The organism is Kitasatospora sp. NPDC058406 (assembly GCF_042722765.1).
Taxonomy (GTDB): Bacteria; Actinomycetota; Actinomycetes; order Streptomycetales; family Streptomycetaceae; genus Kitasatospora.
Genome location: NZ_JBHXKE010000039.1, coordinates 33,252 through 46,163, shown reverse-complemented (window position 1 = coordinate 46,163; position 12,912 = coordinate 33,252). Strand labels below are relative to the sequence as shown.

Here is a 12,912-nt window from a genome sequence, read left to right as displayed (position 1 = left end):
CCGCCGAGGACACGCCTCGACGGGGGCCGGCGGACCGGTCGGCGCGGCTCAGGCGGCCTCGCCGACCTCCGGCCGGGCGTCGGCCGGCATCAGGCCCTGGCGCTGCCGCTTGCGGCCGATCCGGGGCATGCCGAGCGTGATGAAGGCCTCCGCCTGCATCGCGGCGAACCCGATCCGGGGCAGGTCGCGGGTGTTGGGGAAGACCAGGAACCGGGGCTCCCACTCCGGCTGGAACTTGGCGTTGAACTTGTACAGCGACTCGATCTGGAACCAGCGCGAGAGGAAGACCAGCAGCCCCCGCCAGGCCCGCAGCACCGGTCCGGCGCCGATCCGCTCACCGCGGGCGAGCGCCGAGCGGAACATCGCGAAGTTCAGCGAGACCCGCCGGACCCCCATCGCCGGCACCGCCTGCAGCGCCGCGACGATCAGCAGCTCGTTCAGGCCGGGGTCGGCGGCCCGGTCACGGCGCATCAGCTCCAGCGAGATGCCGTCCGTCCCCCAGGGGACGAAGTGCAGCACGGCCTTGAGGTCGTCGCCGGTCTCGCCCTCCTCCGGGGCCTTGTGGGCGGTGACCACCACGCAGGCGTCGTCACCCGGGTCCCCGAACCGGCCGAGGGCCATCGAGAAGCCGCGCTCGGTGTCGGTGCCGCGCCAGCGGGCCGCGGCGTCGGCGATCCGGTACTTCTCCTCCGGGGTCAGGTCGGAGACCCGGCGCACCTGGCAGGAGTAGCCGTTGCGCTCGATCCGCTTGACCATCTGGCGCACGTTGCGCATCGCCCGCCCGGAGAGCGAGAAGGTGGCCGTGTCGACGATCGCCTCGTCCCCCAGCTCCAGCGCGTCCAGGCCCGCCTCCCGGGTCCAGACCTCGCCGCCGACCTCGCTGCAGCCCATCACGGCCGGCACCCAGGCGTGCTCGCGGGCCTCGGCCATGAAGACCTTGATCGCGCCGGGCCAGGCCTCGACGTCGCCGACCGGGTCACCGGAGGCGAGCATCACCCCGGAGACCACCCGGTAGGAGATCGCCGCCTTGCCGCTGGGCGAGAACAGCACGCTCTTGTCGCGGCGCAGCGCGAAGTAGCCGAGCGAGTCCCGCTCGCCGTGGCGCTCCAGCAGCCCACGGACCTTCTCCTCGTCCTCGGCCGTCAGCTCCGGCTTGGGCTTCTCCGGGCGCAGCGCCAGGTACGCGGTGGTGAAGGCGGTGATCAGGCCCATCCCGCCGAGCAGGTAGGCGACCAGGTCGGAGACCCGGTCCGAGGTGTAGTGGACCTGTCCCTCGAAGCCGAACAGTCCGTAGACGACGTGCTCCAGCCGCTCGTACAGGCCGGCGTGGCCGAGCTCGTACCCGGTCCGGGTGGAGACGACCAGCAGGCCGAGCAGCACGCTGACGGCGCCCATCACGACCAGGTTGACCACCGCCCGCCAGCGCGTGCGGGGGTCCGCCTTGGCGTAGAACTCGCGCCGGTGGACCAGCACGACCACGAACAGCACCAGCGAGATGACCGCCGGGCCCAGCTGGTGCCAGCGCAGCAGGTGCAGCGCGGCGCCGATCGGCAGCAGGACGCAGACCGCCCGCCAGGCACGCCGCTTGCGCCGGCGCAGCGCGTGCGCGAGCAGCACCAGCAGCAGGCCGACCATCAGGGTGCCGGCGGCGGCCAGGGTGGTGGTGCCGCCGGGCAGCTGCCCGGCGAAGGTGTGCACCTTGGTGTGCCGGAGCTTGGGGAACACCGCGCTGGCGACGTCCACCAGCCCGATCAGCAGACAGGCGTAGCCGACCGCACCGGGCAGCCAGGCCCGGGGTACGGCGGCCGCTTGGGTACGAAGCGTCTGCAGGCCGCGACGGCGGGGCGGCTGCTCGGGGCTCGGCTCAACGGACACGGGAACGCTCATGGAGGTTCAGCGTAGAGGCTTCGGAGCGGTGTCCTGTCACTCCGGGGGAGGAGCCGTGATGGACCTTCATGCGATTTCCTTCATCAGGCAAGACGCACACCAAGGAACCGGAAACGAAGGGTAAGCCGAAGCCCTGGGGGCACTGCGATTGAGCCGAGGGGTGGGTGCCGGAGCCCCTCGCCGCGTGGCGCGACGGGCCCCCGCGTACGCGGTACGTACGGTGGACGCCGCATTCTAGGGCGTCGGTTGCGCACTGCGACCGGCGGCCTCCCGGGCCCTCCCGACGTCCGGACAGCCTAGCCGCGCTGGCCCCGGCTGACGCACCGCCAGACGATGAACCCTGCACCGACAGTGTCCCACCGGAAGGCCCACGGCATGGAACTGACCAGCGACGCGCTGATGAACTCGCTCCTCGCCCTGGGCTCGGCGGCGCTCGTCGCCACCCTCTGGATCTGGCCCAGGCTGGCGCGCCAGCGCCCGCTGCCGGTGCTCGGCCGGGTCGGACTGATGACGGTCACTCAGGTGTCGGTCCTCGCCGTGATGGCGCTCGCCGTCAACAACTCCTTCGGCTTCTACACCACATGGAACGACCTGCTCAGCTCCGGCGGCACCAAGCTCGCCCTGACCAGCAACGAGAACCACAAGGGCGGAGCGACCCCCGACGCACTGCTCCAGCCGACCAACGAGGGCGGCATGGAGACCGTCGGCGACCTGCCGAAGGGGCCGCCCGAGGAGGTCGGCAGGGTCGAGTCGGTCCGGATCACCGGGAAGGAGACCGGCCTGTCCGACCAGATGTTCGTCTACCTGCCGCCCGAGTACTTCGACCCGAAGTTCGCCCTGGTCCGCTTCCCGGTGCTGCTGGCCATCGCCGGCTACCCCGGCACGACGCTCAATCTGATGAAGGACCTGCCGGTCGTCCAGACCGCCGCCGAGCTCCAGCGCACCGGCAGGATGCAGCCGACCATCGTGGTGCTGTCCCGTCCGACCGTCTCCGCGTCGCGCAACACCGAGTGCGTGGACGTCCCCGGCGGGCCGCTCGCCGAGTCCTGGTTCACCAGGGACGTCCCGGAGGCGCTCCGCTCCGCGTACCGGACCAGCCGCTCGGCCGCCGCCTGGGGCACCTTCGGCTACTCGACCGGCGGCAGCTGCGCGTTCCGGCTGGCGATGCGGTTCCCGAACGTCTTCGGCGCGGCCGGCGGCCTGCACGGCGACTTCAAGGTCGTGGAGGACCAGTTCACCGGCGGCAGCCTGTTCGGCGGCGACGCGGCGCTGGCCGAGCAGAGCGACCTCGCGTGGCGGCTGCAGAACCTGCCCGTCCCGGCCCTGTCGATGCTGGTCGTCTCCACCCGCAAGGAGGCCGACTACCCGCGGACCGTCCAGTTCGTCGACCTGGCCCAGCAGGTCGCCGCCGCCAACCCCCAGTTCACGGTGGAGTCGCTCTACCTGGACGACGGCGGTCACAACTTCGAGAGCTGGGTGCGCGAGCTGCCCGCCTCGCTGGAGTGGATGGGCCACCACCTCGGCTAGGGCAGCCGGGTGACTACCGGCCGGTCGGGCGGACCGCCCGGCGCCCCGGGGGAACGCATCGAGACCGCCCGGCCGAACGGCCGGCACCGTCCCGGATCCGGGCAGGAGGCCCCATGCTCAGCACCCGATCACTCTTCGACGAGATCTACCGGAACGACGAGGCCTATCAGCTGTTCTGCAGCATCGCAGCCGGCGGCGAGGACCAGGGCGGCTGGGAGAACGAACGGATCACCGTCCTCACCCTCGACCCGGTGCTCGCCCCGAAGATCGCCCGGCACGGCGCCGACGAGCGCAAGCACGGCCGGATCTTCACCCAGCTGCTGAACAAGCGCGGCCTGCCCAGGATCGACGTCCCCGCCGAGGCCGACTACTGCATGCTGCTGGAGCGCCAGGGCGTCGGCCTCGCCCACGAGCGGCTCACCGGCGACGTCCCGCTGACCGAGCGCGAGATCATCACCTACCTGGCGCACAGCCGGGTCACCGAGCAGCGCGCGGCCGAGCAGATGCGCCAGCTGGTGAAGGCCTACGGGGACAACCCCGACGTCGGCCGGGCGATGCGGATGATCTCGGCCGACGAGGACAACCACCTCGCCTACTGCCACGAGGAGCTGCTCCGGCTGGTCTCCGAGGGCCACGGCCCGTACGTCCGGCACGTCCTGGAGACCTGCGCCCGCGGCGAGATCCGCACCCACCGGGACGTCGGGCTCGCGGTGACGTCCCGGATGGCGCGGATCCTGCGCTGGCCGCTCTGGCAGCGGGCCGTGGTCACCGCGGGCGTCCACGCGCTCTACCTGTACGACCGGTCGTACGGCTGGCGGCGGATGGTGCGGCTGCGGATGCCCGCGCGCCGAAACGCGCTGGGCACGCCCGCTCCGCCGCACGCGGTGTCCGACGCCCAGGAGGCGCAGGAGGCGATCTGACCGGCGGCCCGCGGCGCCGACCCGGTCAGCGCCCGATGATGAGGCTCATCGCCTCGGCCCGGGTGGCCGGGTCGCGCAGCTGGCCGCGCACGCAGGACGTGATGGTCTTGGCCCCGGGCTTGCGGATGCCCCGCATCGACATGCACATGTGCTCGCACTCGACCACGACGATCGCGCCGCGGGGCTCCAGGATCCGCATCAGCGCGTCGGCGACCTGGCTGGTGAGACGCTCCTGGACCTGCGGCCGGCGGGCGTAGACGTCGACCAGCCGGGCCAGCTTGGACAGGCCGGTGATCTTGCCGCTCGTGGACGGGATGTACCCGACGTGCGCGACCCCCCGGAACGGGACCAGGTGGTGCTCGCAGACGGACGTCAGCTCGATGTCCTTGACCAGCACCATCTCGTCGTGGCCGAGGTCGAAGGTGGTGGTGAGGACCTCCTCGGGCTCCTGCCAGAGACCCGCGAATATCTCCTTGTACGCCCGTGCCACCCGCGCGGGCGTCTCCAGCAGCCCCTCGCGGTCCGGGTCCTCCCCCACGGCCAGCAGCAGCTCGCGGATCGCGTTCTCGGCCCGCTTCTGGTCGAAGGTGCCGACGGCGGGCGGACCGTCGAGCGTCACCGGGTCGATCATGCGGGCCTCGCTTCTCGTGGGACTGACTTGGCTGAACAGCACGGATGCCGCGCCTCCAGGGTACAAACCCTGGTGACGCGGCATCCATTCCGGCGGGTGCCCGTGCTGCCGGTCAGCCCTCGGCGGGCGGTTCGGGCTGCAGCGGCGGGACCTTCGCCACGTCGGCCGGGGCGGCCTCGACGGCGGCGGCGCCGTAGGTGAGCGCCAGCTCCTTCGGGGACTGCACCGGCGGGCGGGTCGACGGGGTCCGACGGGCGGACCCGGTCCAGGCCGGACGAGCCGGGCGCTTCACGATGTGCGTGAAGATCTCGGCGATCTGCTCCTTGTTGAGGGTCTCCTTCTCCAGGAGCTCCAGGACCAGGTTGTCGAGCACGTCGCGGTTCTCGACCAGGATCTCCCAGGCCTCGTTGTGCGCGTTCTCGATGAGCTTCTTGACCTCTTCGTCGACCAGCCCGGCGACCTCTTCCGAGTAGTCGCGCTGGTGACCCATCTCACGGCCCAGGAACGGCTCCGAGTTGTCGCTGCCGAACTTGATGGCACCGAGGCGCTCGGTCATGCCGTACTGGGTGACCATGGCCCGCGCGGTGGCGGTGGCCTTCTCGATGTCGTTCGAGGCACCGGTGGTCGGGTCGTGGAAGACCAGCTCCTCCGCCGCACGCCCGCCCAGCATGTACGCCAGCTGGTCGAGCATCTCGTTGCGGGTGGTGGAGTACTTGTCCTCGTCCGGCAGCACCATGGTGTAGCCGAGGGCCCGGCCGCGGGACAGGATGGTGATCTTGTGCACCGGGTCCGCGTTCGGAGAGGCCGCCGCCACCAGGGCGTGGCCGCCCTCGTGGTACGCGGTGATCTTCTTCTCCTTCTCGGACATGATCCGCGTGCGCTTCTGCGGACCCGCCACGACGCGGTCGATCGCCTCGTCCAGGGTGTTGTTGTCGATCAGCTTCTTGTCCGAGCGGGCGGTCAGCAGCGCCGCCTCGTTCAGGACGTTCGACAGATCGGCACCGGTGAAGCCGGGGGTGCGCTTGGCGACGGCCGAGAGGTCGACGTCGGGCGCGATCGGCTTGCCCTTCTGGTGCACCTTGAGGATGTCCAGACGGCCCTGGAGGTCGGGACGCTCGACCGAGATCTGACGGTCGAAGCGGCCCGGGCGCAGCAGCGCCGGGTCCAGGATGTCCGGGCGGTTGGTGGCCGCGATGAGGATCACGCCGCCCTTGACGTCGAAGCCGTCCATCTCGACCAGCAGCTGGTTGAGGGTCTGCTCGCGCTCGTCGTGACCGCCGCCGAGACCCGCACCGCGGTGCCGGCCGACTGCGTCGATCTCGTCGACGAAGACGATCGCCGGGGCGTTCGCCTTGGCCTGCTCGAAGAGGTCGCGGACGCGGCTGGCGCCGACACCCACGAACATCTCGACGAAGTCCGAACCCGAGATCGAGTAGAACGGCACCCCGGCCTCGCCCGCGACGGCACGCGCCAGCAGGGTCTTGCCGGTTCCGGGCGGGCCGTAGAGCAGCACACCCTTGGGGATCTTGGCGCCGACGGCCTGGAACTTGGCCGGCTCCTGCAGGAACTCCTTGATCTCGTGGAGCTCCTCGACCGCCTCGTCCGCGCCCGCGACGTCGGAGAAGGTGGTCTTCGGGGTGTCCTTGGTCAGCAGCTTGGCCTTGGACTTGCCGAACTGCATGACGCGGGAGCCGCCGCCCTGCATCTGGTTCATCAGGAACAGGAAGACCAGAACGATGATCACAATGGGCAGCATCGACAGCAGCAGGCTGACGAGGGTGCTCTGCTTCTCCGGGCTGACGGTGTAGCCCTCGGAGAGCGTGCTCTGGTCGTTGTCGTTGATCTGGGCCTGCAGCTTGTCGGCGATCGCAACGCCCTGGTCCCCGATGTAGGAGGCCTGGAACTTGCTGCCGGACTGCGGCTTGCCGGTGCCCACTGCGGGCAGCTTGGCACCGTCCTTCAGCTGGATCTTGATTGTGCTCGAGTCACCCGTGGTGATCTGCGCCGACTTGACCTGCTTCGCGTCGATCGCTGCGACGACCTGCCCGGTGTCCACCGTCTTGTAGCCGTTCGAATCCGAAACGACCTGCATCAGCACGATGACGGCGAGGACGGCCAGCACGATCCACATGATCGGCGCACGGAAGTATCGCTTGACGTCCATCCATGCGGGGCGTTGCCGCCCCGTCCCTCCTGCCACTCAACGGCGCCGCGGGGCTGTGGGCCGCCGGCGCATCCGGTCTGTGCTCATGTGAAGAGCGGTTTTATTGGACCGTACCGCAGTACGACCCGCTCATGGCGGGAGCACAGCGACACGACAGTGTTTCTCTGTTCCCCCGACCCAACGGGCAGGAACGGCCAACCGTTCCCGCCCGTCGTCCGAACGGGGTCAATCAGCCGCCGTAGACGTGCGGGGCGAGCGTGCCGATGAACGGCAGGTTGCGCAGCTTCTCGGCGTAGTCGAGGCCGTAGCCGACCACGAACTCGTTGGGGATGTCGAACCCGACGTACTTGACGTCGATCTCGACCTTGGCGGCGTCCGGCTTGCGCAGCAGCGTGCAGACCTCCAGCGAGGCCGGGCCGCGCGAACCCAGGTTGCCGAGCAGCCAGGAGAGGGTCAGTCCGGAATCGATGATGTCCTCGACGATCAGCACGTCACGGCCGGCGATGTCGGTGTCGAGGTCCTTGAGGATACGCACCACGCCGGAGGACTTGGTGCCCATCCCGTAGGAGGAGACCGCCATCCAGTCCATCGTGACCTGCGAGTGCAGGGCCCGGGCGAGGTCGGCCATGACCATCACGGCACCCTTGAGGACGCCGACGATCAGCAGGTCCTTGCCTGCGTAGTCGCGGTCGATGCGCTCGGCCAGCTCCAGGAGCTTCGCGTCGATCTCGTCCTTGCTGATGAGCACCTTCGCGAGGTCAGCGCCCATGTCGTTCTGGTCCACCGGGGATACGTCCTCAAACGTGTCGGGGTCTGGATGGCCGGCGGCCGGCTTCCCCGGGGCACACCAGCCCGTCAGTCGCCCTGTCGCCGAAAGACCAGCGTGCCACACCGCCGGGTGGCTTCGACGCCCCCGGGTAGGTGCAGCGGTCCCTGGCCGCGCCATCCGGTGACCAGCAGGTCGATCGTTTCGAGGTGCCGGGCGAAGAGGTCCCCGGCCGGGCAGCCCGCGCGCAGCGCGGCCCGGCGCAGCACCCGGCGGCGCACGGCGGAGGGGAGTTCGGCCAGCTTCACGGCGTCCAGGGTGCCTTCGCCCGTCCGGAGGTCGCGTTCGGCCAGGGAGGCCCACTGGTCCAGCGCGTCGGCGTCGTCGCGGAACAGCCGGGCGGTGCGGGCGAGCGCCTCGACCACGCCGCCGCCCAGGTGCTTCTCCAGCACCGGCAGCACCTCGTGGCGGACCCGCGAGCGGGTGAAGGCCGGATCGCAGTTGTGCGGGTCGTCCCAGACCGGGATGGACTGCGCGGAGCAGGCCTGCCGGGTGGCGGCCCGGTCCAGTTCCAGCAGCGGGCGGCGGTAGCGGCCCTTCTGGGCCGGCATCCCGGCCAACGAGCGGGAGCCGGAGCCGCGGGCCAGGCCCAGCAGGACCGTCTCGGCCTGGTCGTCGCGGGTGTGGCCGAGCAGGACGGCGACCGCGCGGTGGCGCTCGGCGGCCTCGTCCAGGGCGGCGTACCGGGCGTCGCGGGCGGCGGCCTCGGGGCCGCCCTCGCGGCCGACCTGGACCGGGATCGCCTCGACCGGGTCGAGCCCGAGCTCGCGGAGCCGGTCGGCGACCTGGGCGGCCCGGTCGGCGGATCCCGCCTGGAGGCCGTGGTCGACGGTGACGGCGCCGACCCGCAGACCGATCTTGGGGGCCTCGAAGGCGGCCGCGATGGCCAGGGCCATGGAGTCCGCGCCGCCGCTGACGGCGACCAGGACCAGCGGGGAGCCCGGCGCGGCGGGGGTGCGCGGCAGCCCGGACGGGTGGCGGTGGGCGTTGCCGATCAACGTGGTGCCGACGGCGGCGACGGCCAGCGGCACGCCCCCGGTGCGTTCACGCGGCTCGCGGACCGGGGCGGTGAAGGTGGAGCCGGCCTCGGTGGCGAGGTCGGCGAGGGTACGGCGTACGGCCAGGCGTATCGCTGCGACGGCGGGGTGAGGGCCCACGGCGGACGACTCCTCGGCAGAGGGGGACAGGACGGCTGTGGGCGCGGCGGGGACCGCGCATCCATGCGCACCGCGTTACCGGGCGCTCACAGATGGTGGCAGAAAGGAGGCACCCGCTACGCCACCCGCGCCACCGGTACGACCACCGTCCCACGTTCGGGTGAATGGAGAAACGTATCTTCACCCGCCATCTGCACGACTGGACCACTCGTACGAACGGGTTTGACCGCGCGCGACCACCCTTCGGACCGAACGCCCCGCCGAGACGGTCGTCCGCCCCCGCTCCCGGCCCGTCCCGGGCGGCCGAAGGTCCGCGCCGGCCCGCCGAGGACGACGCCCTCCGGCCCGACGACGGGCACGGAGGGCGGGCGGACGGCGGGACGGAAGGGGTTACCGCGCGACCCGGGCGACCCAGGCGGCCGGGTCGTGGACCTCCTCCTTGGTCGGCAGGGTGTTCGGCGAGGTCCAGACCCGGTTGAAGCCGTCCATCCCGACCTGGTCGACCACGCCCCGGACGAAGACCGCGCCGTCCTGGTACTGGCGGAGCTTGGCGTCCATGCCGAGCAGCCGGCGCAGCACCAGGTCGAGCCGGTTGGCGCCGCGGTCCCGCCGCTGCTGGAACTTCTCCCGGATCTCCGCCACGCTCGGCACCACGGCCGGGCCGACACCGTCCATCACCACGTCGGCGTGGCCCTCCAGCAGCGACATCACGGCTGTCAGCCGGGCGAGGATCTCGCGCTGCGCCGGCGACTGGACGATCTCCAGCAGTCCGGCGGACGGGGCGCTCTCGGCACGGCCGCCGAGTCCGGGCAGGCCGCCGCCGAGCGTGCCGGCCGCGTCGCGCAGCCGGTCCAGCAGCGCCCCCGGGTCGACGTCGGTCTCGGACAGGAACGACTGCACCTCGGACTGGATGTGGTCGCGCAGCCAGGGCACCGCGGTGAACTGGGTGCGGTGGGTCTCCTCGTGCAGGCAGACCCAGAGCCGGAAGTCGGCCGGGTCGACGTCCAGCTCGCGCTCGACGTGCACGATGTTCGGCGCCACCAGCAGCAGCCGGCCCGGGCCTGCGGTCTCGGGGCCGAGCCGCGGCTTGTCGAACAGGGCCGCCGGGCTGTCCGGCGTCTCCAGCGAGGACTCGGCCGGGGCGAAGGTCTCGTACTGGCCGAGCACCTTGGTGGACAGGAAGGCCAGCAGGGCGCCGACCTCGATCCCGGTGGCCTTCTCCCCCACCGTGCCGAAGACCCCGGGGCCGGAGCCGTTGGCCCGGCGCGCCTGGAGCTTCTCCACCAGCGGCTGGACGATCGTGCGGAACCCCGCCACGTTGGCCCGCACCCAGCCGGGGCGGTCCACGATCAGCACCGGGGTCGCGACCGCCTCGGCCAGGCTGCTGGACCGCATGCCGGTGAACTCCCGGACGTGTTCCTCGGCCTCCAGGGCGTGCCGGCGCAGTTCGGCGACCACCGCGGCCGCCTCGGCCCGGCTCACCTCCGGCCCCGGCCGTACCAGCCTGGTCGCGGTTGCGACCGCGAGATTCCAGTCGACCATGTCAGCACCGCCGCTCGCGCTCGTCATGCCCTCACCGTACGTGCTCTCGTCCGCCGGGGGGAGCCACAGTGGCCGGTCAGTGGCAGCCGCAGGCCGCCAGCCGGGCGACGATGCGGTCCATCGCGGCGCGGGCCGCGTCGACGGGGGCCCCGGTCCGGGTCATCACGGCGAAGGAGAGCAGCCGGCCCTCGGCGTCCACCACGGTGCCCGCCAGGGTGTTGACGCCGCTGAGGCTGCCGGTCTTGGCGCGGACCAGCCCGGCCGCGTCGGCGGCGCCGGATCCGGCGCCGAACCGCTTGCCGAGGGTGCCGGTGAAGCCCGCGATCGGCAGACCGGTCATCACCGGTCGCAGCGCCGGGTGCTGGTCGGCGCCCGCCAGCGCGAGCAGCCTGACCAGGACGACCGGCGGGATCGCGTTGCCGGTGTGGAGGCCGCTGCCGTCGTTGATCACCACCCCGGTCATCGGCACGCCGAGCCGGGCGAGTTCCTGGGTGACCGCGGTGGCGGCACCCTCGAAACCGGCCGGCTGGCGGGCGGCGAGCGCGGCCTGACGGGCGATCGCCTCGGCGAGGGTGTTGTCGGAGGTGGTCAGCATCCGTTCGACCAGCCGGGCCATGGTCGGCGAGTCCACCCGGCCGAGCACCGCGGCGTCGGCCGCGGCCGGGGCGGACGCCTGCTTGGCCTTGCCCTGGACGGTGATGCCCTGGGCCTTCAGCAGGCCGGCGAACGCCTCGGCGGCCTGGCCGGCCGGGTCGGCGAACCGGGCCGGCGCGTCCTCGCGGCTCTTCGGGTCGACCTTGCCCTCGTCCACCATCAGGGAGGTGACCAGCGCGATGTTCTCCCCGTCGTGGTTCTTGTGCTGCGGGTTGCCCGAGTAGAGCGAGAGGTCGTAGTCCAGCGAGACGGTGGTGGTGCCGACGGCCTTCAGGGCGGTGGCGGTCTGCCGGGCCAGCGCGTCCAGCGACGCCGGGGCGGTGTCGGGGTCGGCGGGCAGGCCGGCGATCTGCACCTGGTCGGCGGGCAGCGCGGTCAGCGTGGGGTCGCCACCACCCACGAGGGTGATCCCGCCGGGGGCCGCGCCCTTGACGACCCGGGTGGTCAGCCGGGTCTCCGCCGGGATCAGCGAGAGGGCCGCGACCGAGGTGGCCAGCTTGGTGGTGGAGGCGGGCGTGGCCGGGGTGTTCTCCCCGCTGCCGTACAGGAGCCGGCCGTCGGCGGCGTCCGCGACGGCGAGGCTGACGGTGCCGAGGTTCCGGTCGCCGAGCACGGGGGCGAGGGCCTGTTGGAGTCCCTGCGCGGTGGGCAGTCCGGCGCCCGGGCCGGCCTCGGCGGCGGCCAGCACCGTGCCGGCGGCGGGTGCGGGGCGGGCGGCGGAGCCGGGGGACGCCGAGGCGGACGCCGCCCCGGGCGTGCCGGTCGCGGGCGTGCCGGTCGCGGGCGTACCCGGCCCGGGCGTGCCGGTGCCGGGCGGTGCGGTGGACCCGCCGGGCGTGGGCGTCGCCCCGGGCGTCGCGGAAGGCTGCGCGTACGCACCACCCGACGTCAGCACCGTCCCCGCGACCAGCAGTGCCGTCCCGAACAGCCCCGCGGCCGTCCCCCGACGGCGGCCCCCCGCCCCAGCCCCTGCGCGCACGACCCGGCCCCTTTCCTGAGCATCCACTCCCGTAGGAGACACTTGGATTCTGTCAGTCCCTACCTTGGAGGAACCGTTGGAGTTCGACGTCCTGATCGAGATCCCGAAGGGCTCCCGCAACAAGTACGAGGTCGACCATGAGACCGGTCGCCTTCGCCTGGACCGGATGCTCTTCACCTCGACCCGTTACCCGGCCGACTACGGCTACGTCGAGGGCACCCTCGCGGACGACGGCGACCCGCTGGACGCGCTGGTCATCCTGGAGGAGCCGACCTTCCCCGGCTGCCTGATCAAGTGCCGCGTCATCGGCATGTTCAAGATGACGGACGAGGCCGGCGGCGACGACAAGCTGCTGTGCGTCCCGGCGACGGACCCGCGCTGGGAGCACCTCCAGGACATCCACCACGTCTCGGAGTTCGACCGCCTGGAGATCCAGCACTTCTTCGAGGTCTACAAGGACCTGGAGCCGGGCAAGTCGGTCGAGGGTGCCAACTGGGTCGGCCGCGCCGAGGCCGAGGCCGAGGTCACCGCGTCGATCAAGCGTCTGGCGGAGCAGGGCGGCCACTGAGTCGTCGTACCGATCTCGTCCGCCCGGCGGTCCGTCCGCCGGAGCGGCTCGGGGCAG

At 72.0% G+C, this 12,912-nt stretch carries 10 protein-coding genes; 3 read left to right on the top strand and 7 right to left on the bottom strand.

Translation table 11 applies throughout. The features are described from left to right. Nucleotides 1-48 precede the first annotated feature (48 nt). Nucleotides 49-1,887 carry a phosphatidylglycerol lysyltransferase domain-containing protein gene (locus ACFWOG_RS10885; protein WP_329949178.1) on the bottom strand — a complete coding sequence of 613 codons (1,839 nt, stop codon included), beginning with the start codon at nt 1,885-1,887 and terminating at the stop codon, nt 49-51. 375 nt (nt 1,888-2,262) lie between these two features. On the opposite strand from ACFWOG_RS10885, the gene ACFWOG_RS10880 reads away from it, so the two are divergent. Together ACFWOG_RS10880 and ACFWOG_RS10875 are read left to right on the top strand one after the other, a co-directional pair. Further along, nucleotides 2,263-3,414 carry an alpha/beta hydrolase-fold protein gene (locus ACFWOG_RS10880; protein WP_329949177.1) on the top strand — a complete coding sequence of 384 codons (1,152 nt, stop codon included), beginning with the start codon at nt 2,263-2,265 and terminating at the stop codon, nt 3,412-3,414. Between the two features lie 113 nt (nt 3,415-3,527). Next, the gene (locus tag ACFWOG_RS10875) at nt 3,528-4,334 is read left to right on the top strand and encodes a ferritin-like domain-containing protein (protein ID WP_329883965.1); all 807 of its coding nucleotides are present in this window, start codon (nt 3,528-3,530) and stop codon (nt 4,332-4,334) included. Nucleotides 4,335-4,359: 25 nt separating this feature from the next. On the opposite strand, the gene folE is transcribed toward ACFWOG_RS10875, so the two are convergent. The 6 genes from folE to dacB form a co-directional block, all read right to left on the bottom strand. Then, nucleotides 4,360-4,965 (bottom strand): GTP cyclohydrolase I FolE, encoded by a 606-nt coding sequence (folE, locus tag ACFWOG_RS10870; RefSeq protein ID WP_329883966.1) that lies wholly within the window; start codon nt 4,963-4,965, stop codon nt 4,360-4,362. 112 nt (nt 4,966-5,077) lie between these two features. Beyond that, nucleotides 5,078-7,129, bottom strand: a complete 2,052-nt coding sequence (gene ftsH / locus ACFWOG_RS10865; protein ID WP_329949176.1) for an ATP-dependent zinc metalloprotease FtsH — start codon at nt 7,127-7,129, stop codon at nt 5,078-5,080. Between the two features lie 229 nt (nt 7,130-7,358). Beyond that, a complete protein-coding gene (gene hpt, locus ACFWOG_RS10860) occupies nt 7,359-7,913 on the bottom strand; it encodes a hypoxanthine phosphoribosyltransferase (RefSeq protein ID WP_030059589.1) in 555 nt (184 codons plus the stop codon). Between the two features lie 71 nt (nt 7,914-7,984). Beyond that, the gene (gene tilS / locus ACFWOG_RS10855; protein WP_380356889.1) at nt 7,985-9,112 is read right to left on the bottom strand and encodes a tRNA lysidine(34) synthetase TilS; all 1,128 of its coding nucleotides are present in this window, start codon (nt 9,110-9,112) and stop codon (nt 7,985-7,987) included. A gap of 390 nt (nt 9,113-9,502) precedes the next feature. Further along, nucleotides 9,503-10,681 carry a zinc-dependent metalloprotease gene (locus ACFWOG_RS10850; protein WP_380356880.1) on the bottom strand — a complete coding sequence of 393 codons (1,179 nt, stop codon included), beginning with the start codon at nt 10,679-10,681 and terminating at the stop codon, nt 9,503-9,505. A gap of 49 nt (nt 10,682-10,730) precedes the next feature. Next, nucleotides 10,731-12,287, bottom strand: coding sequence for a D-alanyl-D-alanine carboxypeptidase/D-alanyl-D-alanine-endopeptidase (gene dacB / locus ACFWOG_RS10845; RefSeq protein WP_380356873.1), 1,557 nt, complete (start codon nt 12,285-12,287; stop codon nt 10,731-10,733). 76 nt (nt 12,288-12,363) lie between these two features. On the opposite strand from dacB, the gene ACFWOG_RS10840 reads away from it, so the two are divergent. After that, nucleotides 12,364-12,855 carry an inorganic diphosphatase gene (locus tag ACFWOG_RS10840; RefSeq protein WP_148643392.1) on the top strand — a complete coding sequence of 164 codons (492 nt, stop codon included), beginning with the start codon at nt 12,364-12,366 and terminating at the stop codon, nt 12,853-12,855. Nucleotides 12,856-12,912 lie beyond the last annotated feature (57 nt).

What these genes read in the sequence shown, in the direction of transcription:
- ACFWOG_RS10885 (WP_329949178.1), bottom strand. Translation starts at nt 1,887, where the DNA reads ATGAGCGTTCCCGTGTCCGTTGAGCCGAGCCCCGAGCAGCCGCCCCGC.
- ACFWOG_RS10880 (WP_329949177.1), top strand. Translation starts at nt 2,263, where the DNA reads ATGGAACTGACCAGCGACGCGCTGATGAACTCGCTCCTCGCCCTGGGC.
- ACFWOG_RS10875 (WP_329883965.1), top strand. Translation starts at nt 3,528, where the DNA reads ATGCTCAGCACCCGATCACTCTTCGACGAGATCTACCGGAACGACGAG.
- folE (WP_329883966.1), bottom strand. Translation starts at nt 4,965, where the DNA reads ATGATCGACCCGGTGACGCTCGACGGTCCGCCCGCCGTCGGCACCTTC.
- ftsH (WP_329949176.1), bottom strand. Translation starts at nt 7,129, where the DNA reads ATGGACGTCAAGCGATACTTCCGTGCGCCGATCATGTGGATCGTGCTG.
- ACFWOG_RS10850 (WP_380356880.1), bottom strand. Translation starts at nt 10,681, where the DNA reads ATGACGAGCGCGAGCGGCGGTGCTGACATGGTCGACTGGAATCTCGCG.